Annotated in this window: 13 protein-coding genes; 4 read left to right on the top strand and 9 right to left on the bottom strand. The window is 72.2% G+C overall.

What is annotated here, in order from left to right:
• Positions 1-94: 94 nt before the first annotated feature.
• A complete protein-coding gene (locus tag JNUCC0626_RS07735) occupies positions 95-3,082 on the bottom strand; it encodes a BTAD domain-containing putative transcriptional regulator (RefSeq protein ID WP_394618981.1) in 2,988 nt (995 codons plus the stop codon).
• Positions 3,083-3,183: 101 nt separating this feature from the next.
• On the bottom strand, positions 3,184-6,219 hold the full coding sequence (locus JNUCC0626_RS07730) for an AfsR/SARP family transcriptional regulator (protein ID WP_394618980.1): 3,036 nt from the start codon (positions 6,217-6,219) through the stop codon (positions 3,184-3,186).
• 278 nt (positions 6,220-6,497) lie between these two features.
• On the opposite strand from JNUCC0626_RS07730, the gene JNUCC0626_RS07725 reads away from it, so the two are divergent.
• Genes JNUCC0626_RS07725 through JNUCC0626_RS07715 form a run of 3 tightly spaced genes read left to right on the top strand, consistent with a single transcriptional unit; the run spans position 6,498 to position 8,120 of the window.
• Positions 6,498-6,647 carry a hypothetical protein gene (locus JNUCC0626_RS07725; RefSeq protein ID WP_394618979.1) on the top strand — a complete coding sequence of 50 codons (150 nt, stop codon included), beginning with the start codon at positions 6,498-6,500 and terminating at the stop codon, positions 6,645-6,647.
• Between the two features lie 22 nt (positions 6,648-6,669).
• The gene (locus JNUCC0626_RS07720; protein ID WP_394618978.1) at positions 6,670-7,230 is read left to right on the top strand and encodes a hypothetical protein; all 561 of its coding nucleotides are present in this window, start codon (positions 6,670-6,672) and stop codon (positions 7,228-7,230) included.
• Positions 7,215-8,120: a sporulation-delaying protein SdpB family protein gene (locus JNUCC0626_RS07715; protein WP_394618977.1), complete on the top strand. Its 906-nt coding sequence runs from the start codon at positions 7,215-7,217 to the stop codon at positions 8,118-8,120. The genes JNUCC0626_RS07720 and JNUCC0626_RS07715 overlap by 16 nt, the downstream gene beginning before the upstream one ends.
• A 33-nt stretch (positions 8,121-8,153) precedes the next feature.
• Here JNUCC0626_RS07715 and JNUCC0626_RS07710 read toward each other — a convergent pair whose 3' ends face one another.
• Entirely contained in the window at positions 8,154-11,039 is a 2,886-nt protein-coding gene (locus JNUCC0626_RS07710; protein WP_394618976.1) for an AfsR/SARP family transcriptional regulator, read from the bottom strand.
• Positions 11,040-11,272: 233 nt separating this feature from the next.
• Here JNUCC0626_RS07710 and JNUCC0626_RS07705 point away from each other — a divergent pair, with 233 nt between their 5' ends.
• Entirely contained in the window at positions 11,273-11,899 is a 627-nt protein-coding gene (locus JNUCC0626_RS07705; protein ID WP_394618975.1) for a hypothetical protein, read from the top strand.
• An 80-nt stretch (positions 11,900-11,979) separates the two neighbouring features.
• Here the strand turns inward: JNUCC0626_RS07705 and JNUCC0626_RS07700 are convergent, their stop codons facing one another.
• From JNUCC0626_RS07700 to JNUCC0626_RS07675, 6 genes are all read right to left on the bottom strand, one after another.
• Positions 11,980-12,240, bottom strand: coding sequence for a hypothetical protein (locus JNUCC0626_RS07700; RefSeq protein ID WP_394618974.1), 261 nt, complete (start codon positions 12,238-12,240; stop codon positions 11,980-11,982).
• 64 nt (positions 12,241-12,304) lie between these two features.
• Positions 12,305-12,490 (bottom strand): hypothetical protein, encoded by a 186-nt coding sequence (locus JNUCC0626_RS07695; protein ID WP_394618973.1) that lies wholly within the window; start codon positions 12,488-12,490, stop codon positions 12,305-12,307.
• Positions 12,491-12,625: 135 nt separating this feature from the next.
• Entirely contained in the window at positions 12,626-13,627 is a 1,002-nt protein-coding gene (locus JNUCC0626_RS07690; RefSeq protein ID WP_394618972.1) for a hypothetical protein, read from the bottom strand.
• 71 nt (positions 13,628-13,698) lie between these two features.
• On the bottom strand, positions 13,699-14,412 hold the full coding sequence (locus JNUCC0626_RS07685; protein WP_394618971.1) for a 3-keto-5-aminohexanoate cleavage protein: 714 nt from the start codon (positions 14,410-14,412) through the stop codon (positions 13,699-13,701).
• A complete protein-coding gene (locus tag JNUCC0626_RS07680; RefSeq protein WP_394618970.1) occupies positions 14,333-23,986 on the bottom strand; it encodes a MupA/Atu3671 family FMN-dependent luciferase-like monooxygenase in 9,654 nt (3,217 codons plus the stop codon). The genes JNUCC0626_RS07685 and JNUCC0626_RS07680 overlap by 80 nt, the downstream gene beginning before the upstream one ends.
• A 17-nt stretch (positions 23,987-24,003) precedes the next feature.
• On the bottom strand, positions 24,004-25,170 hold the full coding sequence (locus JNUCC0626_RS07675; RefSeq protein ID WP_394618969.1) for an MFS transporter: 1,167 nt from the start codon (positions 25,168-25,170) through the stop codon (positions 24,004-24,006).
• Between the last annotated feature and the right edge of the window lies 1 nt (position 25,171).

The following is a 25,171-nucleotide window of genomic DNA, read 5'->3' as shown; positions in this document are numbered from 1 at the left end:
GTCTTATGCCTGTCCTGCCAGCACAAACGGGACCGGGGCCGCCGTTCGCACCAGTGCTGGCACGAACGACGGCCCCGGTCGCCGAAGAGCAGGCTCAGCCCGCCCGAAGAACCTCCGAACCGCAGGCGCCGAACAGATCCGGCTCGGCGGGCCGGACCCCGATGTCGCGCATCTGCTCCAGGTACACCTGGTACCGCCGCCGCGCCTCGCCGTGCCGTCCGGCGGCCCGCAACGCCCGCACCAGCCGCACGTGCGCGCTCTCGTCGTAGCGGTCGAGCTCGAGCATCCGGATCAGGTAGCCGACCTGCAGGTCGGGGTCGCGCACCAGCCGCACCAACGCGCGCAGCACGGCCGTGTACCGCGCGCCGACCTCCTCGCGCACCTGGACCGCCCACTGCTCGTAGGGCTCCTCGGCCAGGAACTCGCCGAGGTAGAGCTCGTCGGCGTCGGTCAGCAACGACGCCGCGGCCGGGTCTCCGCGCCGGTCCGCCACGAGCGCGGTGCTCGCGGCGTCCAGGAACCCGGCGACGTCGAGGTCCACGAAGGACAGGTCGAGCGACACCGTGTCGCGGTCCGCCACCAGTGGTTCGGCGTCGGCCGGCAGACCCGGCACCGACAGCACGGCCCGCAACGTCGACAACAGCACGGACAGCCGGTTCGCCGTGCGGTCCGAACGGTCGTCCGGCCACAGCAACTCCACGAGCTGCGGCCGCGGCACCGCCCGTCCCCGGTTCGCCGCCAGGATCTTCAGCAGGTCGCGCGCCTTCTTCGACTGCCACGACGCGGCCGGCACCGGAACGCCGTCGCGCAGCACCTGGAACCCGCCCAACGTCCGCACGGCGATCCGCGCGCGCCGGCGCGTTCCCACGCCCAGCACGTCGGCCATCAGGACGTCGGTGCGCACCCCGTGCGCCCGCAGCTCGTTCTCGAACGACGTCGTCTCGGCACCGGTCGAGCGCGCCAGCGCCAGTTCCGCGGTCGCCGCGCCCACCGGGTCGCCCGCCGCCCGCCACACCATCGCGGCCTCGGCCAGCAACGCCGGTCCGTCGGCCGAGGTCGCCGCCGCGAGCTGCAGCGCGTCCGCGAGTCCCGCCCGGTCACCGCGCCTGCCCGCGACCGACCGGGCCGTCGCCGCGTCCGCCCGCGCCGTCTCCCGATCCCCCGCGAGCACCGCGACCCAGCCGCGGGCGAGCAGCGCAGGCACCTCGCGCACCCGCAGCACCTGGCTCGTGGCAACGGCTTCCTCGGCCAGGGCCCGCGCGGCGACCACGTCCTCGCTCGCGACGACCCGCGCGAACATCGCGCGCACCAGCGGATCGGCACCGGGCAGCACCAGCGCCTCGTCCAGGAACGCCTGCGCCTGCCCGGGTTCTCCCCGCCTGCGGTGCGCCTCCGCCCTGACCACCAGGTTCCGCGGGCACGTGCCGGCGTCGCGCAGGGCGTCGTCGAAGCGCCCGAGCCGGACGGCCGCCAGCGCCCGGACGCCGCGGCAGTCCTGCTCGTGGCCGGTGAGCCCGGCCTGCCTGCCGAGGACGAGCAGCTCGTCGACCTCGGCGAGCGCCTGCTCCGGCCCGAACTCCTCCGCGAGGAACCGCGCCCGCTCGCACCGGATCGTGAGCTCCAGCATCCGGCAGCCCGCCCGGCGCGTCCGGTCTGCGGCCTGGCCGTAGTGCATCTCGAACGCCACCCGGTCACCGCCGAAGCCCGCGAGCACCCCGAAAGCCCTGCTGCTCCAGGCGAACGCGCCGTGTCCTCCGCACCTCTTCGCGGACTCGGCGCACCGCTGCGCCAGTTCCTCCGCGCGCTCGACGCGCCCGGTCTCCCGGAACCAGCCCACCGCGAGCGACAGCAGCCTCACCTCGTCGAGGGACGCGATGTCGTCGAAAACCGTGCGCTCGAACACCTCGACGGCCTGGCCGGTCTGGCCCGCCAGCGCGTGCAGCTGCCCGCGGCGCCACGACGACCGCACGGTGTGCTCGCCCGCCTGCTCGTAGCAGTGCAGCGCGCCGAGCCAGTCCCCCTTGTGCTGCAGAGCGAAGCCCCACACCAGGTACAACCGCGAGTCGTCGATCTCCAGCTGTTCCAGGGCGGCGAGCACCGCGTCCGCGTCGCCGCCGGCCACGATCTGCTCGTCGCGGCGCAGCAACAACTGCGAGACCAGGTCCCACCTCCGCACGGCGACCAGGTGCGCGAGCGCGTCGGCGTGCGCACCGGTGCGTTCGCAGAACACGGCGGCCTTGAGCCGGATCTCCTCGTCCTCCAGGCCTTCCTGGCGCAGCACGTCCGCGACGGGTTCGAGGACGCGCCAGTCCGGCCCGGTGACCAGTCCCCGCCCGGCCAGTCCGGCCAGCGTCTCGCGCACGTCGGAGAACCCGAGCGCGACGCAGAGCGCGGTGGACACCTTGCCCAGCAACACGATCGCCCGCAGCAGGTCCTGGTTCCGCTCAGGTTCCGCCGCCAGCGCGGACGCCGCCATCTCCTCGGTCAGCTCGCCGTGGCACACCGCCGCGGGCCAGCCGCCGGTGCGCGTCAGCACCTCCCCCGCGTCCCCGTCGACGAGCGCGGCGATCTCCTGCTCGGAGAAGGCGAGCTCGCGCGCGCCGACCTCGGCGGCCGGTCCGGGATCGAACGCCAGCGCGCCGCGGGTCAGCAGCACCAGGCCGAACCGGTGGGGGCTGTCGCGGCACAACGCCTCCAGCAGCCGGGCGCTCTCGCCGCGCACCGCGTCGGCGTCGTCCACGACCAGCACGAGGGGTTCGTCGAGGTGCACGTCCAGCAGGCCGCAGATCAGGGCGGCGACCGTCTCGGCGCCCTGGGCCGTGGTCGTGATCAGCTCGGCGGGAAGGCGCGGTAATCGGTGTCTCAGCGCGCGCAACAGCCCGCGCGACAGGCGTTCCAGCGACACGTCGGCGGCATCGAGCCACGCCGCCCTGCGCGTGGCCGCCCACCCCGCGACCGACGTCGTCTTCCCCCAACCGGGCCCCGCCGACACCACGACCACCTGGTGGGCGGCCGCGGCGTCGAGCGTCGCGGTCAGCGAGGGCCGATCCACCAGCCTTGCGGGTAACGCGGGCTGCAGCATCTTCGAGCACCACTTCCTACCTGTACGACCTGTCGGAAGCAGTGCACCAACGCCGTGCATCCGTGCCGCATCGATGACCGATGCACGGATGTCGTCGCTGGTCAGCCCACTTTCACGACCTCGCGCACGACGGTCAGCGTGCGGGGCTCGGGTCGTCCGCACGCGCACCGCATGCAGCCCGTGCCGGTGCCGGCCAGGTGCGCGCGGGCGTTGTCCGCGTCCACCGCGCCGTCCGGGTAGAGCTCGACGGCCCGTTCCCAGTGCGTGCGCGCCCACTCGTGCTCACCGCGGCGGGCCGCGACGTGGGCGAGTCCCTCGTGCGCCCGTGCCCGCACCATCGGCAGCACGCCCGCCGTCGCCAGGTCCTCGGCGTCGCGGAACATCGCCTCGGCTTCGCGCACCCGGTCGGCGGCCAGGCAGGTCTCACCGAGCCCGTTCAGCGCGTCGCCCTCGGGCTCGCGCAGGTCCATCCGCCGCGCCGAGTCCAAGGCCTCCCGCCCGGCGGTGAACGCGTCCGCGATCCGGCCCTGCCTGCGGTAGGTGACCCCGAGCCAGGCCAACGAGATGCACTCACCCCGGCTCATGCCGATCTCCCGGCTGAGCCGCACGGCTCGTTCGAGCGCGGTGGCCGCCTCGCAGTCGCGGCCGCGCAACTGGGCGAGCCAGCCGAGGTTGATGAGCACCACGACCTCGCCGCCGGAGTAGCCGCCGCGCTGGTGCATCGCCAGTGCGGCGCGGAACCGGGTCTCGGCCTCGGCGTGGCGGCCGAGGTTGCAGTCGACGAACCCGAGGTCGATGGTCGAGTTGACCTCGGCCCGCTGGTCGCCGACGGACCGCGCGAGCTCGACCGCCTCCGCGAAGCTCCCGGCGGCGTCGGTCAGCATGCCCGCCTGCACCTGTGCGGCGCCCAGGTCGCGCAGACCTCCCACGACCGCGGGCAGGTCGCCCAGCTCGCGGCTGATCGCGATGGCCCGGCCGAGGAAGTCGAGGACCTCGCCGTGGCGGCCCTCCTCCCGCAACGCGAACGCCATGTTCGTCAATGCCATCGACTCACCGCGCCGGTCGCCTAGGGCCCGAGCGGCCTTCAACGCGTTGCGGGACAGCTCCAGCACGCCGGACCGCAGTCCCACGCGGGTCAGGTAGGGCATCAGCAGACACGGCAGCTGCCACGCGTGCACGTGCCAGCCGTGTGCGCTCGCGTACCCGGCCACCGCCACCATGTTCTTGTACTCGGCCCGGAGCTGGCGCACGTCGTCCTCTTCGGACTCGGAGGCGGGCAGCTCCGGTTGCCACGTCGGATCCGGCTCGAAGCCGCGCCGTCCCGGCAGGGAGCGCCGGCCGCGCACGTCGGCGAGGTGCAGGTAGTAGTCGAACAACCGGTGCCGCGCGGTGTCCAGTTCGGACGGTGTGCCGGCGCGGTCGGCGAGGTCGAGGGCGCAGTCGCGGACGAGGTCGTGCAGGCAGTAGCGGTCGGACCTGCGCTGCATCAGCAGGTTGCACTCGACGAGCTCCTCCAGCACGTCCTGCGCGTCCCAGACCGGCACCCCGGCGAGCGCGGCGGCGGCGTACGCGTCGAAGTCGGCGCCGGGCACGAGTGACACCAACCGGAACAGTTCCTGCCGGTCGGCCGGGAGGTGCTGGTACGACAGGGCGAGCACGCCCGCCACGCTGACGTCGTTCGCGGTGAACGCACGGGCGCGGCGCTGCCGGTCGCGCAGCTGCTCGGCGAGGTGGGCGACGCTCCACGGCCGCCGCCGGAAGCGCGAGGCGGCGATCCGGATCGCCAGCGGGAGCCCGCCGCACAGGGAGATCACGTCCGCGACCGCCTCGGGTTCGGCGTTCGCCCGTTCCTGGCCCGCGATCCGGCTGAACAACGCCACCGCGTCGGCCGCGGGCAGGACGTCGAGCGACACCGGGACGGCACCCTCGATGGACATGAGGTGGCACCGGCTCACCACCAGCACGACGGAGCGGGACGCGCCCGGCAGCAGCGGCCGGACCTGGCCCGCGTCGGCGGCGTTGTCGAGCACCACCAGCAGGCGGCGGCCGGACGCCTCGGTCAGCCACAGGTCGCGGCGCGCGGCCGGATCCACCGGGATGCGCTCCGGTGGCACGCCGATCTGGCGCAGCAGCAGTTCGAGTGCGGCGGCCGCGACCAGCGGCGCGGTGTCCGCGGTGAACCCGCGCAGGTCGACGTAGCAGAGCCCGTCGGAGAAGCGGTCCGCCAGCCGGTTCGCCACGTGCACGGCCAGCGCGGTCTTGCCGATGCCGCCCATGCCCTCGATGGTGACGACGGCGCCCGCCCGGTCGCCGACCGCCTCGACCAGTTCGTCCACTTCGGACTCGCGGCCGGTGAAGTCGGGGATGTCGAACGGGAGCGGCGACCGGCGGGGCTCCGCCACCGGAACCGGCCGCACGCGCAGGAACTCGGCGTGCAGCGCGGTCAGCTCGGGACCGGGATCGACCCCCAGCTCGTCGGCCAGCGCCCGGCGACCCTGCTCGAACACCGTCAGCGCGTCGCCGCGACGCCCGGCTCGATCCAGTGCCCGCATCAGCGTGGCGCGCAACGACTCCCGCAACGGGTGCTCGGCGACCTGGCCCACGAGCTCTCCCAGCAGCGAGGTCACCTCCCCCAGTTCCAGCCGCAGCTCGGCGAGCCGCTCCACCGCCTGCAGCCGTTGCTCCCCCAGACTCTCGGCCTCCGCGTCGATCGACGGGGACGTGAGCCCGGCCAGCACCGGTCCCCGCCACAGGTCGAGCGCGCTCTGCAGGAACGCCACGGCCTGCGCAGTTTCTCCCTTCCCGGCGAAGACGTCCGCCTCGCGGATCCGGGCGCGGAACAGATCCGCGTCGAGGCTGCCCTCCGGCAGGTCGAGACGGTAGCCGTGGGTGGTGGTCGTCAGGTGGCCACCGCCCCACGTGACGACGCGGCGCACCGCGGCCGCCGCGTTGCAGACCTGGCGGCGGGCGGTCTGGGGCGGGTCCTCCCACAGCTCGTCGATCAGCCGGTCGAAGGACACGACGGTGCCGGCGCCGAGCAGCAGGAGCGCGAGCAGCTTGCGCTGTCGCTCCCCGCCGAGCCCTCCGGGGCGCCCCGCGGACCGCAGTTCGAGCGGGCCCAGAATCCGATAATCCATTCAGCCGCACGCTTTCCGTCTCGGAGTACGCCAGTGTGGGCCGTCGGCGGACAACGGTGGCACCGCGGCGAATACAGGAGATATCACCTTTAAGAGTGGGCCAGAGGCGAAAAGATACGCCCGGGTTTCTGTACCGATTCAGCCTCACGTGGAATCACGCTTCGGAGCCGCTCGGACACACCACGTTACCAGTTGACGAAGTGGACAAACGCTGCCATATTCCCTCCGCAGCGATGAGGAAGGGAGGTTCCTCAGCGCATCCAGGAGGGGATCAAGAAATGAGAACCGCAGGTTTCTTCGGCGCGCTATTGGCGGCCGCGGCACTCGCCGCGATCACCATTGCAAGCTCTGCTTCGGACACGACACCTGTCGATTCAGGCAACAAGACGGCACTCATCATCGGGCCGTGCACGACGGGCGAGTGCTGAACCGACCGGGATTTCCGGTCCGATGTCCACCGAAATGGACACCCAGGCCCGTGCCGCGAAAGGCATGGCCTTCACCGGCGCCGCACTCGGCGTGATTCTGCTCGCGACCGCCGCCGCCCAGTTGCCCGCCGACGTCGTCGGAGGGGGAATCAGCGCCCAGCGAGACGCGTTCCGGTTGATCTGGCCCGTCGGAATGCAACTCTTCACCAATGCGGCGGGGCGCGAGTTCACCGTCGTGTACCGCCACGACGAAGCCGCCGGCACGTTCGTCCCGATCACCCGGACCGCGGGTGACCGGGACTACCTGGGCGGCCTCGACCGCGGTGCCTACGCGGACCTGGTCCGGCTGCTGGCCCTGGCGCGGGAGCTGCCGGAGGACCGCTGGCGGGACTGCGCGGGACCGACCGTGGCCGACTGCGCCACCGTCGTCTCCACGACCCCAGCAGTGGTCTTGACCAGCTATTTCACCGACCCTGCGGCGTGCGGTCCCACCGTTTTCGCCGTCGAGAGGCCCAGCCGGGACGGCACCACCCGGCACGTCGTCCGGGTCGTCCCCGTGGAACTCACGTGCGCACCCCGGTAGCCCGCGCGCTCGCGTTCGAACCGCGCACGCGCACCCTCGGCGCCGCTCGGTCGCTGGTCGCGATCGCGGAACTGTCCGCACTCGTGTTCACCTCGGACACCGACTTATTCCCCGCTGTGCCGAATGGACCAGTCGGCCCCCGATGTGACGGTCTGCGGGCCCTTTCGCTCTGGTGCGCAGACACTTCTCCGGCCGCGCAGACCGTTGTCCGACTGGTCACGATCGCCGCACTCGTGCTCGCGGCCTCGGGTTACCGGCCGCGCTGGACGTGCATTCCGCACTGGTACGCGACCTTCAGTCTCGCCGCCGCGATGCACGTGCCCAACGGCGGCGAGAACGTGGCCCGAATCGTCACCCTCCTGTTGATCCCGTTGTGCCTCGCCGACGATCGCGTCTGGCACTGGAGACGTCCGGACACGCCATTACCGGCGTGGTGGAGCGGCGCGTCCTGGATCACCCACTGGGCCGTTCGACTGCAGGTCGTGGTCGTCTACGGCCAGGCGGTCTGGATCAAACTCCAGGAACCGGAATGGCGCGACGGCAGCGCGATGCACCATGTGATGCAGGACGCGTATTTCGGAACTGGTTCGCTACTCGTGCCGTTCGCGGATTCGGCACTTCTGTCCCCTGTGATCACATGGGGAACGATCCTGCTCGAATCGGCCATCCTGATCTGCGTGCTCGGGAATTCCCGGGCGCGCCACGCCGCCCTCGCGTTGGCCGTCGTGCTGCACGGCGGGATCGTGCTGGCGCTCGGCCTGGTGAGCTTCGGCCTCGTGATGATCGGCTTCGTGGCGGCCGCGAGCAGCGGCCGGTCGGAGCAGGGGCTCGGTGGCGGCGTCCCAGCGAGCAGGACCGCCGGCACGGACAGGAGCGCACGCGTTGTGTGACACAGCAGCGAAACAACCGTCCGGGCAGGCACCTCAGCCGCTGGAACGCTGTGCACGCAGGCTTCGGCTTGCGACGACGGCCTTGTGAGCCGTGCGTGCTCGGGTGAGGCCGTCGAGCTGCCCTCGCACCCGTTCGGCGTCGGCGTCCCGGCCCTGCTCCCGGTACAGCTCCAACGCTTCCCGCCAGACGGCGCACGCGAGGTCGGGCTGGCCCAATGCGGCGTGGGGGTGGCCTGCGCCGTCCAGGGTGTTCGCCACCTCGTAGGCGGCACCGAGGCTGCGGAAGATGGCTGCTGCCCGGCGATAGTCGCTCACGGCCTGCCGGTGATCGCCGCTGCGGTGGGCGATGTACCCGAGGCTGTCCAGTGTCGCCGCTTCGCCGTCGAGGTGGTTGTGGCGCCTGTGCAGAGCGAGGGCGGCGTGGCAGTGCTCCCGTGCCGTGTCGAGCTCGCCCAGGCGTGCGGCGTACCACCCCACGAGGTTGAGCGCGTCGGCCTCCCACTCCTGGTTGCCGACGGCTCGGTAGAGGTCGAGGGCCTGACGCGCGTGGTGCAGGGCCTGGCTGTCCTCGTTTCGCCGTTCGTGGGCCACCGCGAAGGTCAGGTGGGTGTGCGCTCGCTCGACGAGATCCTGGTCGCGTTCAGCCAGGCCGAGTGCGCGATCCAGTTGTCCTTCGGCCTCTTCGTGCAGGCCCAGCCGGGAGCAGACACGTCCGAGGAACCGGTGAGCGCGACTGCGGGTGGCGGAATTCGGCAGGTGTGCGGCGGCACCCACGGCGGCGCGCCACACCGCGAGTGCTTCGTGCAGGTGCCCCTGCCGGAGGTGAAAGGTGTCCAGCGACCGGGCCAGGTGCCAGACGACCTCATGACGGCCGAGGTTCACCGCCGCGTTCTGACTGGCCAGTAGAGTGGTGTGCTCGGCCTCGAGCCATGCCATCGCGCTGTCGGCGTCGTCCAGCGGTTGCGGATCGACACCCGCCATCGGCGGATCGGGCGCTTGCAGCAGATGCCGGTGCGGGTCCAGAAGACGGTCCGCGGCATGGGCGGTGTGCAGGTAGAAGTCCAGCACCCGCACCAGGGCCGCCTCCCGCACGTCCGCGGGCAACTCTCCGGCCGTGCCGGCGGCGTAGACCCGGACCAGGTCGTGCATCGCGTACCGGCCGCCTGGACGTCGTTCGAGCAGAGACGCCTCCTCCAGTGCCGACAGCACCCGGCGTGCGGCGACAGCGGGCAGGCCGGCCAGCGCGGCCGCGGCGGGCAGGGTGATGTCGGGGCCCGGAGCGATGCCGAGCAATCCGAACGCGGTGCGCTGGGCATCGGTGAGCCGGCGCAACGACCACGACAGAACGGCCGGCAGGCTCGCGGTGGGGTCGGTGTCGTGGTCGAACATCTCCAGGCCGTGCTCACGCAGCTCGGTGGAGACCTCGGCCAGCGAGACGGCCGGGTGGGTGGCGGCGTTGCGGGCGGCGATCGCCAGGGCGAGCGGGTGGCCTCCACACCGCTCGACCAGGTCCTCGACGGAGTCCGGTTCCGCCGCGACGCGGGCGGTGCCGAGGCGCGCGGACAGCAGCGTGCGCGCCTCGGCCCGGGTGAGCGCGTCCAGTCGCAGGTGGCGGGCGCCGTACCGGTCGATGAGGGAAGCGAGCCCGGTGCGGCCGGTGACGAGCACCGTGCACGCCGGGGAGCCCGGCAGCAGCATCACGACCTGGTCCGCTGTGGCGGCGTTGTCCAGGACGACCAGCATTCGCCGGTCCGCGACCAGGCTCCGGTACAGCGCCGCCTGCGCGTCGAGGTCCGATGGCATGCGGGCGGGGTCGACGCCCAGCGCGTCGAGGAAACCGCGCACCGCCACGGCTGGGGACATCGGTTCCGCGGCCGGGCTGAACCCGCGCAGGTCGACGAACAGCTGCCCGTCGGGGAATCGCTCGACGTTGCGGTGCGCCCACGCGAGCACCAGCCAGGTCTTGCCGATCCCGCCGGCGCCGCCCACCGCCGAGATGACCACCGATGGTGATCGTGGTCCGCACGGCCCGGGATCGTCGAGGGCCAGCTCCTCGTCCAGCCGCGCCAGTTCGCCCTCACGACCGGCGAACCACCGCGGAGCCGCGGGCAACTGCCGAGGTACCAGCTTCGCCTTCGCCGCGGTGCCGCTGTGGACAGCCGCTCCCGTGGTGGCCGCGGCGGGCTGGGTGAGGGCGGGGTCGGTGTCGAGGATGCGGTGGTGGAGGTCCTGCAGTGCGGTGCCGGGTTCGGTGCCGAGTTGCTCGATCAGCCGGACGCGGAGTTGCCGGTAGTGGGCCAAAGCGTCGGTGGTGCGTCCGGCACGGTGCAGGGCCAGCATGAACTGGCCGGCGACGCGCTCGTCCAGTTCTTCCTGGTCCGTCAGCGCGAAGAGCTCGGGCAGCATCTCGGTGTGCCGGCCGCAGCGCAACGCGACTTCGACGCGGTCGAGGCGGGCGGCGGTGCGTTCCCGCTCGAGACCGACGCGCACAGCGGCTGACCACGGGGTGTTCAACCCGGCCAACGGTTCACCCCGCCACAGCCAAGTCGCCTCATCGAGCAGCATCAGCGCCTGCGCGTCGTCCGCGGTGCGGGCCTGTCGCACGAGATGACGGAAATGAAGCAGATCAACCGCCTCCGGTGCCACCTCCAGCACGTATCCGCCGCCCCGCCGCACGATCGCGATCTCACCTGCCAGCACCTGCCGCAGCCGCGACACGTAGTTGCTCGCCACCAGCCGCGCCTTGCGAGGCAACCGATCCGCCCACACGCGGTCCAGCAGTTGCTCCATCGTGACGACCCGGTTCGCCTCCACCAGCAGGACCGCGAGAACGCACCGCTGGCGCGCATGGCCGACTTCCACCACCCGGCCGCCGACCCTCAGCTCGACCGGGCCGAGCAGACGCAGTTCCGTCCCCACGACGCCCTACCTCCCCGCTCCCCTTCCTACCCCGGCTCACGAGCTCTGACCTGGCGATTGCGAAAAGTCGGTGAGGTCACGGCGAATCAGCGGCCCACCGTCTCCACCACGTCCGTACGTGCCGAGGAGACCGGCGGCGAAGGTGCCAGGTGTGGCGATCGCCCCGTGGTCGGTGTCTCGGCGAGGAACCGATGCACTCACCCACTCTGGAGACGAGAAGAACTATGCGAGCAATGCGGTCCATCATCGCGACATCAGCGGCGGTACTCCTGCTGGCGATGGCTCCTCTGTCGGCGGATGCGACGCCGTCATCACCCGCGCCGAGCGATCTTTCGAACGGTCTGCGGGCGGTCGGTTTCGACCGAGCGGTCGCCGAGGCCAACGGCTACGAGATCATCACTCGCCCGGACGGCTACCAGGACTCCGTTCCCAAGGCCCAGGCCGACGCGGCACGCGCCGGGCTGGTCAAGCCCTCCGGTGCGCTCGTGGCGACGGGCTCCGGTGAGGTGAGCACGAACGCCTCGAACTACAAGTACGGCGACTGCGGATGGTCCATGGTGAGCATGTCGGCTCTGGGCAACTCCCGGGTCACCATGGACACCGGCGCGTACGTGCGCAGTGACTGGTCCGGGATCTGGGACGTCAACTGGCGCGTCATCATCACGGACAACGGCGGAAGCTCCACGCAGGGCGGCTATTCGGCTGCCCGGGGAAGTCACTACTTCGACCCGTCTCCTCGGACGCTGACGCTGACCCGCGGCCCTGCGGCGGCCGGAGTGCCGGTCTACTCCTACGTCCTGCTCCTCGACGGAACGCTGTGCGTGTCGTTCGCTCCATCAGTCTCGATCACCGTCACCTGATGCGCCGCCGGGTCGTCAGGGCCCGCTGAACGGCGGAAGGGCCGTCACCGGCGTGGTGACGGCCCTTCGGGGTGCCGCTGTCAGAACGACGTGCAGCGGCCCACTTCCCAGTCCCTCAGCGAGACGTCCGCCATGGCCGACGCCGTCACGGCGGCAGCGGTGCCGAGCGGTACCGGGACCTCCGACTCGAGGATCAGGACTGTTCCCCGCGCGACGTCGTCGATCCTCCCGCCCCAGCCCGGCGGCAGCAGCGAGATCAGTCGCGCCGCCGCTATCGAGGCGTTGTGGGCCACGTCCGGGTCCTTGGCCTGGAGCGTCACCTGGAACGTTCGCGTGTGCACGGTGGTCACCTGGGTCTTCGAGCTGTCCGGCTGCCCTGTGAACGGCCGGGGAGGCGGCGCGGGGTCAGAGGGAGGTGCACTGCCAGCCGTTGCTGTCGGGGCATTCGGCGCTGACGGTCGTGGTGCCCGCCGCCTGCCAGCCGTTGCTCTCCTCGCCGGCGGTGGCGGCGCTCAGCAACAAAGCCGCGCCGAGCGCGATACCGGACAAACCGATCGTGAGTTCGCGGCTCAGTGCGATGTGGAACGACATTTTCTTCCCCCGGTGCTGTGGCGGGTGGCTGTTGGACACCAAGAGATTCGCATTCTCCCGCTCGGTGCCGACAGATCCTCGACCTTCAGCATGCTGTCCGGGTCGTGCAGCTTGCTGCCGCGTGATTGCGATTGATCACAGCCAGCCGCGATCTTTGGCGAGCAGCGCGGCCTGAAAGCGGTTCTCTGCGCCTAACCGGGTCATCAGGTCGGCCACGTGCCTGCGGAACGTGCGCACCGACATGCCCATCTCGCGGGCCGCGATCTCGTCTTTGCTGGAATTGCTGAGAACGGTCAAGATCTGCTTCTCGAGCAGTTGCAGGTGCTCACCGGTGGTGGCTGCGGCCGGCTCGCTCGCCTGGACCGGCCGTGCGTCCTTCCACACGCGGTCGAAGAGGGCGATCATGCTCATCACGAGGCCGGGCTGGCGGATGATCAACGCGCCCCGCGCGCTGTTGCCGGGGTCCATCGGGACGACGGCGACCGTGCGGTCGTAGATGAGCATCCGTTCCATGGAGTGCTCCACCGAACGAACGTGCGCACCGAGGGCGACGAGTTCCTGCACGTACTTCTCCGTGCGGTCGTCGGCCACGGCCTCGTGCAGCACGATCGTCCTCATCCGGACACCCCTGCGCAGGCAGCGCAGGTCCAGTGGGCGAGCGGCCTCGATGTACTCGGCTGAGAGCGGGCCGTCGGGCTGCATCGCCATCACCTCGCGGTGGGCGAAGAACGCGAGGTCGTCCAGGCGGGCGCGGATCTCGTCGAGGCCCTCGATGCGCTCGATGTCCGACGAGACGGGGCTCAGCCTGCCCGCCTGCTGGTCCTCCAGGAGCAGCGGAATGGCGGTCCGCGCGGCCGAGACGCTGCGCAGTTCCTCGTTGAGGGCCTCGATCCGGCCCTCGATCAGCTTCTCGATTCCCACGACCGGGTCCATTGCCACGACCCCCCGGTCGTGGTGGTAACGGACGAGGCCCAGTTCCTTCAGCCTCTCGAACGCCCGGTCGATCGCGTTGCGATCAGTGTCAAATGTTATTTCGTCGAGGTCCGGCGCGAAATTCGGATGTCGTAGAAAGAACCTGTACAACATCTCCTCGATGGCCGTTAATCCCAGATTGGACAGAACCTGTTCACCGGCCATCGGTTTCCCCCGAACTATTTTGCCATGGCTACCACGGCTCAGGCGGCATCAAACGTACCACCTGCCCGCCATCAGGGAACCCTATAGGCAAATGCGGCCCGCACGAGTGCGAAATTGCCGGTCGCCGGATCACCGCCGGGCAGGACGAGCGTGTCCTCCAGCCCGATCCGGGTGTCGAGGCCGCGGGCGAGTGCGATGCGCAGGACCTCCCAGGCCGCGTCACCCTCGCCGTGCAGCAGCACCGGGCGGTCGAAGCCCTCCAGCTCCTCCAGCGCCGTCTCCACGGTGGCGGGCGCGGTCATGGGGTCCTCGTCGGTGATCTCGGCGAGCACGCGCGTCACGAGACGCGCGTGCGGCCAGTCGAGGAACTTCTTGGTGCCCACGGTGCCGGAGAAGAGCCCTGCCTCGATGCCGACTCCCTTGTCCAACAGGGCCTGCGCGACGATCTCGGCACCGTCCTCGTGCCAGTTCACCGAGGCGTGGTCGGGCAGCACGGTCCACGACCTGATCAGGTCGGCCCTGCGGTGCGGGGAGGGGTCGATCCAGTCGCCGGTCGTCACGCCGACGGGAACCCCCGGCACGGCGGCGCGCACGGCCTCGACCGCGGCGCCGACGTGCTCGGGGGACAACGTGTCCTGGTCCTGCGGGTCCTTCGGGTGGAGGTGGACGTCCTGCGCGCCCGCCTCGACCGCGGCGCGCGCGGACTCAGCCAGTTCGGCGGGGGTGAACGGCAGATGATCGGACGCGGACCGGGGCAAGGCCCCGTTGAGGCACACCTGAAGCACTGCCCGATGTTGGCACATGAGCGCGTGGCGCGCAGAGCTCTTCCACGCGGGCGAACCGCGCCACGAGCTCCCGCGCCCACTTCGCGATCGTGGCCGCGTCGAACAGGTCGCTCGAATACTCGACGTACAGGGCTTCGTCCGGCACCACGGCGACGTACAGGTCCGTGCGCGCACACCCGTCCACGTGCAGCGATGTCACCCGTGTCCGCGCACCTCCCAGCTCCACGCGCGCAGGCGGTGTCGTCACCACGCTGAACAGCACGTTCGGCAGGGTCGCGGGTTCGTCGTCGGGCAACGCGGCCGCGAGCACGTCCGGCAGCGGCACGTCCTGGTGGTCCAGCGCGGCGAACAGTCGCCTGCCGACGTCCCCGACGAGGTCGTCCTGGTCCAGCCGGACGCGGATCGGCACCACGTCACCGAGCATCCCGACTACCTCGGCGGTGGCCGTCGTGCGCCGGGCGCTGGAAAGCGGGAGCACCAGGTCGTCCGTGCCCATCAGCTCGCCCGCCCAGCCGGCGAACTCCGCCGCCAGCACGGCGACCGGCGTGGTCCCCGCCGCTCGGGCCGTCCGCGTGAGAGCCGTCCAGGTGGTCGCGGGCAACACCTCCCGGTGCGTCGCGCCGCGTCCGCTCGCCCGTCCGGGACGGTCCACCGGCAGCGTCCACCGCACCTCGGCCCCGGACAGCTCGCGCCGCCAGAACTCCAGGTCGCGCTCGGAGGGTTCGGGCTGGTTCCGCACCAGGTCGAGGAAGCTCGCGGCCTCGTCGAGCTCCTCACCGGCGTAGAGCGCGGACAGGTCCCGCCACAGCAACGGCATCGACGCCCCGTCGACGACCAGGTGGTGTGCGACGAGCACGAGCACCCAGCCGTCCGCCGTCCTGGCCAGTGCGCACCGCAGCAGCGGTGCCGTCGCCAGATCGAACGGGCGGTTCGCCTGCTCGGCGCACCAGGCGTCGACGTCGGCGGGCTCCTCGACCGGCAGCGCGATCTCGCCGACCTCGGCGGCCACCTGCCGCGGCGGCGTTCCGCACACCCGCACGCGCAGCGCGTCGTGCCGCTCGACGAGCCCGTTCACCGCCTGCCGCAACCGGCCGGGGTCGAGGTCGCCGGTGATGTCCACCCGGTAGGCCATGTTGTAGACGGCCGTGCCGAACGCGGTGTTCTTGCGCCACAGGCGCTCCTGCGTCGCGGTGAGGGGCGCCACGTCGAGCAGCCTGGCCATCGCGCGGACGGTCGGCTGGGCGAAGAAGTCCGCCATCGAGCACGTCAGGCCCAGCTGGGCCGCCGCGCGGCCGACGAGCCGGATGGCCGCGAGCGAGTGCCCGCCCAGTTCGAAGAACGGCGTGGTCACGGACACCTCCCGCACCCCGAGCTCGGCGCACCAGAGGTCGTGGACGGCCTGCTCCGCGTCCGTGGCCGGCCGGTGGTCCGCCGCCACGGGCACGGGGTCGGGCAGTGAGGCCCTGTCGACCTTGCCGCTCGCGGTCATCGGCAACCGCTCCAGCGCGACCCAGCGCGTGGGCACCAGGTACGACGGCAGCACCCGGCGCAACGCGGCGGCGAGACGCAGCCACAGGCCCGGTTCGTCCGACGTGCGCACGACGTACGCCACGAGTTCGGCCTCACCGCGCTGGTCGCGCCGCACGACCACGGTGGCGTCGCCGACCTCGGGCAGCGCGCACAACGCGTGCAGCGTCTCCCCCGGCTCGACCCGGTTGCCGCGGATCTTCGCCTGGTCGTCGGCGCGGCCGAGGAACGCGAGCCGCCCGTCCGGCCGCCACCGTCCCAGGTCGCCCGTGCGGTACCAGACCTGCCCGGACGGGTCGCGCACGAACGCCGCCGCGGTCTCCTCGTCCCGGTTCCGGTAGCCGCGGGCGAGCACGAACCCGCTCAGCCAGATCTCTCCGACCGCGCCGACGGGCACGGGAAGGCCGTTGTCCACCACGGCCACGCGCACCCCGTCGATCGGCCGCCCGATCGGCGGCGCGACGGGTCCGGCCGCGGTGTCGACGGGGTGGTCGGTCACGATGATCGACGCCTCGGTCGGCCCGTACTGGTTGTGCAGCACGCACTTCGGGTGCCCGGCGAAGAACGCCCTCACCGCCGGCGTCAGCACGAGGGGCTCGCCGCAGCACAGCACGACCCGCAGCGACGGCGCGGACAGCCCGGACTCCAGCAGGGCGTTGAGCGGCGTGAACGGCATGAGCAGCCGCTCGACCCGGTGCCGCCGGATCACGTCGGCCAGTGCCGCGTGGTCGTGCCGCACCTCGTCGCCGACGAGCACGAGCGGGGCGCCGGACGCGAGCGTCGAGAAGATCTCCTGCACGCTGATGTCGAACCCTGCGGACGTCCAGCCGAGAGTCCTCAGTGGCCGGTGCTGGCGCTGCTGCCAGCGGATCACGTTCACGGGCCCGCAGTGGGGCACGAGCACGCCCTTCGGCTTCCCGGTGGACCCCGAGGTGTAGAGGCAGTAGGCGAGGTCGTCCGGCTTCACGTCCGGCAGCGGCACGACGACCGCGGGCGCGGTGATCTCCTCGACCAGCAGCGTGGTGCCGGCGTCGAGCTCGGAGCCGGAGGTGGTGAGCAGCACCCGGGCGCCGCTGTCGGAGATCAGGAACCGGCCGCGCGCGACGGGCAGGCCAGGATCGATCGGCAGGTAGGCGCCACCGCTCTTGAGCACGCCGAGCAGTGCCGCGATCAACTCCGGCCCGCGCGGCAACGACACCGCGACGATCTCACCGGGTCGTGGCCCGAGGGCCTGGGAGATCTCGTCGGAACGGGACTGCAGCTCGCGGTAGGTCCAGCTGCCCCAGTCTCCGGTCAGCGCGACCTCGTCCGAGTCGCCGACCAGATCGTGCAGGCACACGTCCGGCTCGGGCACGACCTTCCCCTGCCACGACAGGATCTCGGCTCGGTCCGCGTCGCTCGCCGCCGTCAGCTCGGCGACGGGAGAGTCCACAGAGGACAGCGCGGTCGCCAGCACGTCGTCCACGCTCGCCAGCAGGCGGCTGATCGTGGCGGGGGCGAACAGGTCGGTGCGGTACTCGGCCACGCAGCGCAGCCCGTCCGCGCTCTCGGTGAAGTAGAGCGAGAGGTCGTAGGCGGACCGGCTGATCGGCGGGTCCAGCACCGCGGCCGTCAGCGGTCCGAACTCCGCGGGCTGCTCGGTCTCGTACTCCACCAGCACCCGGAACAGCGGTGTGCCGTCGCCGTCCCGGTCCGGGTTGACCGCCCGCACCAGCTCGTCGAACGGCACCCCGCGGTGCTCGAACGCGGCCAGCGTCCCGGCCACCACCCGGTCGAGCAGCTCGCGGAACGTGCCGGAGGTGTCGACGCGCAGCGGCACCAGGTCGAGGAACAGCCCGATCGCGTCCCGTGCCCCTGGTGGGCGGGAGCTGATCGCGGTGCCGACGACGACGTCGGTCTCCCCGGCGTGACGGCCGAGGACCGCGCTCACGGCCGCCAGCACGACCATGAACGGAGTGGCCTTCAGTTCCGGATTTCGGGGCGTGGTGAGGAAGGCACGGGTCACCGCCGCGCCCTCCCCGGTCGGCTCGGCCGACGCAGGGAAGTCGGCGGGCAGGCGCAACGGGCGCGACCCTTCGAGCAGTTCCCGCCAGTGTTCGACATCTCCGCCGTGGTCCACTGCGGGCGCCGGCACGGGCTGCGGCAGCGGCGCGCCCTGGAGGTGCGCGGCGATCTCGCGCAGGAGCACACCGGTCGACGCCGAGTCGAACACGATGTGGTGCGCGAGGACGTGCACCAGATGCCGGTCCGGTGCGATCCGCAGCACCGCCACCCGCAGGAGGGGGCCTGTCGCCAGGTCGAACCGCACGCGAGCCGCCTCGGCCGCCATGCCGGCGATCGCGCTCCGTTCGTCGAGTCCGACGGCCTCGCCGAAGGTCCACTCCACCAACGGGTCCGGCCGCACCTCCTTGTAGGGCACGCCGTCCTCGGCCAGGAAGACCGTGCGCAGGGCGGGGTGCCGTTCGACGACGTGCAGCACCGCCTCGCGGAACCGGCCGGCGTCGAGTTCGCCGTCGAGCCGCACGAGCTTCGGCTCGTGGTAGAGCCCGCTGCCGGGCCTCAGCTGGTCCATGAACCAGATCCGCTGCTCGGCGGGAGTCAGGGCGCGGCGGGCGACCTTGTCCGCGCGCAGCACGTCGAGGTGCCGCAACCCTTCGAGCACCCGTTCGCGCGGCAGCCCGAAGTCGACGAAGCACGCGATCTCGTCCGCTCCCGCGGCGACGAGGGTGTCGGCGACCTGGGCCGCGTCCGCGACGGACCCGATCAGCGCGCGCGACTCGGTGTAGCGCTCGAACGCCTGGCGCAGCAGGAAGTCCGAGTCCTCGGACGGCATCTCGGCCAGGCCCAGGCTCTGCGCCTGGCCGGCGAGCGCCAGCGACGACCTGAGGTAGTGCAGGAACGGCTCGCGCGCTTCCTCGCGTGCCTGGTCGCCGTCGGCGCCGACGTAGGTGTGCGCCAGCACGACGACCCGCCCGGCCTCGGGGTCCAGACCGGCGTCGGCGCGCGCCTTGCGGTAGCGGGAGATGTTGCGCGCCAGGTCGTCGACGGACTGCGTCATCAGGTTCGTCAGCACGCCGAGCCCGGCCTCACCGGCCTTGACGTAGCTGTCCGGGTTGCCGGCGATGGCGGTGAACATCGGCGGCATCTCCTGGATCGGCCGCGGTTGCAGCCGCACGGCCACGGGCTCGCCGGTGCCGGACGTCGCGGTCACCTCCGCACCGGACCACAACGCGCGCACCGTCTCCATGTGCTCGTACATCAGCTCGCGGTTGCGCGCGTACGCCTCCGGGGCCAGCGCGAAGTCCTTGGCGTGCCAACCGCTCGCGAAGCCGAGGCCGACACGTCCACCGGAGAGGTTGTCGACGACGGACCACTCCTCGGCGACCCGGATCGGGTTGTGCAACGGCAGGACGACCGACCCCGCGTTCAGCCGCACGTGCCGGGTGCGCGCGGTGATCGCGGCTGCCAGCACCGACGGGTTCGGGAACAGCGCGCCGAACGAGTTGAAGTGCCGCTCCGGCAACCACACCGCGTGGAAACCGTGCTCGTCGGCGAACTCCGCGGCGGCGAGCACGAGCCCGTACTTGTCCTGCTGCGCCTCGTCGGGGTAGTCGCCGAAGAACGACAGGCTGAAGTCGCACGACCCGGACGGCACCGGCGGCGCCGCGGGTTCCTCGACAGCGTCGACCTCCTCGTCGACGGCCTCGCCGGTGATCAGCGCGGCGACGGCGCGGGGCGTCGGTGCCACGGTGAACAGGTCCTTCACCGGCAGGCGCACGCCGTGGTCGCGTTCGATCTCGCTGACCAGCCCCATCAACGCGAGCGAGTCCGCGCCCAGGGCGAGGAACGTCTCGTCCGCCCGCGGCTCGCCGGTGAGCCCGAGCCGGGTCGCGGTCAGCCGCCACACCCCGCCCAGGACGTCCGTCGGCGCGGTCTCGACCGGTGCGACGCCCTGCCCGCGTTCGAACGGGTAGCCGGGCAGCCAGATCCGCCTCCCGCCCGCGAACCCGGAGAGGTCGACGTCGATGCCCGCGGTGTGCGCGGCCGCGACGGCGTCGGCGATCCGGCCACCGATCCAGCGTGCCGCCGGCTGTTCGGCGCGGCCCAGCCGGCACAGCACCGAGTCGAGCCCGATCTCGACCCGCGGCCCGCCCTCCCCCAGCTCGGCCTGGCAGAGGTCGAACCGCATCGGCCGGCGCAGGTGTTCGATGAGGTGCCGCGCGTCGATCACCGCGCCCGTGGGCAACCGGACGCCGTCGACCCCGCGCACCAGCGGGATCCGCAACGGCGTGAAGCGCGCGTCCGGGGTGAACTCGCGGACCGCCGGATCCATGAACCGCGAGTGGAACGCCCTGTCCACACCGAGCCGCGTGCACGGCACCCCGGCGCGGCGCGCGACCTCCTCGACGGCGTCGGCGTCACCGGCCAGCACGTGGCTGAACGAGCCGTTGACCACGGCCAGGTCGGTGCCGCTCGCCTCGGCGAGGGCTTCCGCCTGCTCACGGGTCGCGTGCACCGCCACCATCCCGCCCGGCGGGGTCCGGTCCGTCAGCGCACCGCGCGCGACCGTGAGCCGCAGGCCGTCGTGCCGGGAGAGCCCGCCCGCCACGACGAGTGCCGCGTACTCGCCGATGCTGTGGCCGACCACGACTTCCGGCTCCACACCCCACGAGCGCCACAGTTCGGCGAGGGCCACCTGGAACGCGAACGTCGCGGGCTGCACGGCCAGTTCGGCGGCGGGGTCGAGCAGGGCTCGGAGATCCGTGAGCTCGGACAGTTCGTCGATGACCGCGCGGAACACGGGGAACTCGGCGTACAGCTCGGTCGCCATGCCCGGGCGTGCCTGGCCCTGGCCCGGAAACGCGAAGACCACGGGGCCTCCGGCGGGGTCGCTGAGCGGGACGTCCAGGGCGGTGACGAGGTCGGCGGTGGTCTCGGCGGTCACGGCCAGGCGGTGCCGGTGGCGCGGGCGGGCGGCGAGGGTGGTGGCGACGTCGGCGATCGCGGTCTCGGGGTGGGCGGTGAGGTGGGCCTTGAGCTGGGAGACGGACCGGGCGAGGGCGGTGGGGGTGCGGGCGGACAACGGGACCACGGCGGTGGCGCGGGTGGGCGACGAGAGCGCGGACGGCTGCGCCACCGCTGGCGGCTGCTCCAGGACGACGTGCGCGTTGGTGCCACCCACCCCCAGGGCGGTGACGCCCGCCCTGCGCGGCTGTCCGGACACCGCCGCCGCAGGCGAAGCCGGCCATCCGCGCCCCTCCGTGGCGAGCGTGAACGGTCCGAGGTCCAGCGCGGGGTTCGGCTCGCCCACACCGGGCGTCGCCACGATCTCCCCGTGCTCCAGCATCAGCACCGTCTTGATCAGCCCGACCAGTCCGGAGCACGTGTCGAGGTGCCCCACGGACGCCTTCGCCGACCCGAGCCGCACCGGACCGGGGTACACCTCGCGCAGCGCGGACACCTCGATCGGGTCGCCCAGCGCGGTCCCGGTGCCGTGACACTCCACATAGGACACCGACGAGGGGTCGACACCGGCTCGTTCCAACGCCAGCCGGACGACCTCGGCCTGCCCGCTCACGCTCGGGGCGGTGAACCCGGCCTTCGCGGCGCCGTCGTTGTTGACCGCGGAACCGACGATCACGGCGTGCACGACGTCCCCGTCGGCGAGGGCCTGGTCGAGGCGCTTGAGCACCACCGCGGCGACGCCGTTGCCACCGACCGTGCCGTCGGCATCGGACGAGAACGGCCGGCACGCGCCGGTGGGCGACAGGATGCCGTCGGGGTGGGCGACGTAGCCACCGTCCTGCGGCAGGTGCACGGCGGCGGCACCGGCCACCGCGACGTCGGCGTCGCCGGTCAGCAGCGACTGCACCGCGAGGTGGACCGCGACGAGACCGGTGGAGCACGCCGTCTGCACGCCGATGGCGGGACCGGTCAGCCCGAGCCGGTGCGCCACGCGGGAGGCGAGGAAGTCCGGTTCCACGCCGATCGCCGCCTGCATCGCGGCCGGCACGTCCGCGGCGGACAGGCCGTCCTGATGCCCGTACAGGTGCATGCCGGAACCGGCGAACACGCCGACCCGGGCCGAGGTGCCGAGGCATCCGGCGTCCTCCAGCGCGCGGTAGCACTCCTGGAGGAACAGCTTGTGCGCCGGGCTGGTCAGGTCCGCCTCGGCCGGTGTCATGCCGAAGAACGCGTGGTCGAACTCCTCCGCGCCGGTGATCGTGCCCATGGCGCCGACCCGGCCGGAAGCGTCGAAGCGCGTGATCGAGCACCGACCGGCGCGCAGGTTCGCCCAGAACTCCGCCACGTCGTCCGCGCCCGGTACCCGTGCCGCCATGCCGATCACGGCGATCCGGGTGTCCGCCGCGACCGGCTCGGGTGCGGCGGGCGCCGCTTGCGCGCCCTCCAGGTACCGGACGAGCGCGGTGATCGACGGATGGGCGTAGAGCGCGGTCGGGGGAAGAGACACGCCGAGGTCCTGTTCCAACTCGGCGCGCAGTCGTGCGAGCATCACCGACGTCAGACCCAGGTCGTAGAAGGCCTTCGCCGGGTCGGCGCGGACACCGGTCACCCGCTCGACGGCCGCCCGCACCACCGAGGGCACGTCGGTGAGCAGCCGACTGACCTCCCCGCGACGGATCTTGCCGCCGCCGGTGCGCGGGAAGCGTGCGGGGTCGACGACCACCACCCGTGCCACCGGCAGCCGCAGCCGCGCGAACACCGCCGCCCGGATCTCCTCCACCGGCACGGGATCGGCCGATCCGACGACGAGCACGAGGTCCTCGGTGGCCCGGCGGGCGTTGGGCACCCCGCACGCCGCGACCCATCCGGTGGGGGCGCCCGCGTCCACCGCCACGGACTCGATCTCGTGGCAGAAGTGGTTCTGCCCGTGGACGATGACGACGTCCCGCGCCCGCCCGGTGATCACGACCTGGCCGTCCAGGACGTACGCGAGATCACCGGTGTCGAACCACTCCCCCGTCGGCTCGCCCAGGCCGACGTAACCCGGCGTGACCCGTGCCGACCGCACCTGCAGGGCACCGATCCGGCCCTCCGGGAGGACTTCCTCGCCCCGCACGATCCGCACGGACGCTCCCGCAGCAGGCGGTCCGACCGGCACGAACTCGACGCACGGCCGGGAATCGTCGCGAGAAGCGAACTCCAGCTCGCCGGTGAGACTCCCCCGCACCACCCGGTGCGGGCCGTCGGAGAACCGCCCGATGGTGATGCCCGTGCACGTCTCGGTCATGCCCCACGCGGGCCGCAGCACCGACTCGTCGAGTCCCAGACCGGCCGCGAAGCGCCGCATCAGCTCCGCCGGGATCTGCTCGCCGCCGCTGACCAGCGTGCGGACGTGCGAGAGGTCCCACGAGCGGCCTTCGCACGCGTCCGCCACGAGCCGGTGGGCGAACGCGGGCGCCCAGCTGTGCTGAGCACCGTGCTCGGCGAGCAAGTCCATCCACCGCAACGGTTCCGAGGTGATCAGGTCGGTCGCCACGTGCACGTTCGAGGCGCCGGTGAACACCGGCAGCAGGTGGTAGAGCAGCAGGGCCGCGCTGTGGTCGAGCGGCAACCAGTTGAGCGTCGTCTCGCCGGCGCGCAGATCCAGGCTCTCCCCCGCACCCGCGGCGAACTCCGCGAGTCCGCGGTGCGTCAGCGGGATCGCCTTGGCCGAACCGGTGCTGCCCGACGACAGCAGCACCAGCGCCTCGCCGTCGTCGGCGCGTCCGAGCGGCTGGGGCGTGCGGCCGAACACCGGCACGGGCACCGCACCGGCGAGCACACACCCCCAGAACGCCGGGAAGAACTCCTCCAGCGGCAGGTCTGCCAGCACCACCCGCGCACCGGGTTCGAAGCCGGCGGACAGCTCGGTCGCGCGGGTGAGCAGGGACGCGTAGGTGACCGCGGTCGTGCCCGAGGCGGTCACGGTGGTCACGCGGGAGTCCGGGAACCGGGTGGCGGCACGGCGCAGGGCCGCGGCCAGGTCGAGGGGGTGCTCCGCCGGGAACCTCAGCTCGGGTCCGCGGCACAGGGAGGTGGCCATGTCGGTCCTTCCACAGGTCAGGTGAGCCGGCGGGACACCAGGGCCAGCGCGAGCGCGCAGACCACGGCGACGGTGTGGAACCCGGCGACGACTCCGAGGACGGGCAGCGTCGGCAGCAACGCGGAGGCGACGAGGGTCCCGGACGCGAAACCGGCCGTCTCGGCCGTCGAGGAGAGGCCGAACAACCGCACGCGGAGGTCGCCGTGGACCTCCTGCAGCCGGGACGTGTAGACGATCTCGGTGAGCCCGTCGGAGAAACCGGCGCACACCATCACGAGGATCAGCACCGGCCACGGCGGACCGGTGAACGCGAGCACGAACGACACCGACATCACACAGGTGCCGACGACGAACGCGGTGGTGCTGCAGGCGAACCGGGGCGCGACGAACCGCGCGGTGAACGCGCCGACCGCCCACGAGGCCCAGAAGCCGCTCATGAACACGGCCGCGTCCGCGCCTGCCACAGCGGAGGCGTGCACCGGCAACGAGAGGTTGTGCGAGGCGGAACCGAAGGCGTCCGCCGCCCGCACCGCCACCAGCACCGCGATCGCGGGCCCGACCGCGCGCAGCAACGACGCCGAAGGCCCGGAGGCGCGCCGCACCGGCGGCAGGGACTCGTTCCACCGCAACCGGGACACGACGAACGCGGAGAAGGCGAAGGACGCGGCGTTGACGGAGAACGCCAGGCCGAAGCCGCCGAACGCGATGATCGTGCTCGCCGACGCGTACCCGGCGATCACCGCCAGCGCCCGCCAGGTCACCAGCCTGCCGTTCGAGCGGGCGTTCTCGCCCTCCGGCACCAGGTCGGGGACGCTGGCGCGCACGCACACGTTCGAGACGGAGTTGCCGGCGCCGAGCACCAGCGCCGTCACGACCAGACCGGGAAGACCCGCCGAGGAACCCAGCACGGCCAGCGCGCACATCACCAGTGCCTGCGCGAGGTCACTGGACACCATGAGGTGCCGCAACCCCAGCAGCCGCACCAGCGACGGCGCGACCAGCCCACCCGCGAACCCCGCGGTGAGCCGCACGGCCATCACCAGGCCGAGACCCCAGGCGCTGCCGGTCACCGCGTAGGTGAACAGCGCCAGCGCGACGAGGTTGAGGAAGTTCCCGAAAGCCGACACCGACACCGCGGTGACCAGCGCGGTGAACCGGGCGGGCGGCGCGAGCACGGCGGTCATG

This window comes from Lentzea sp. JNUCC 0626, assembly GCF_043632865.1.
In the GTDB taxonomy this organism is placed as follows: Bacteria; Actinomycetota; Actinomycetes; order Mycobacteriales; family Pseudonocardiaceae; genus Lentzea.
The sequence above is the reverse complement of the archived record's forward strand: the minus strand, read 5'-3'. Positions and strand labels throughout refer to the sequence as shown.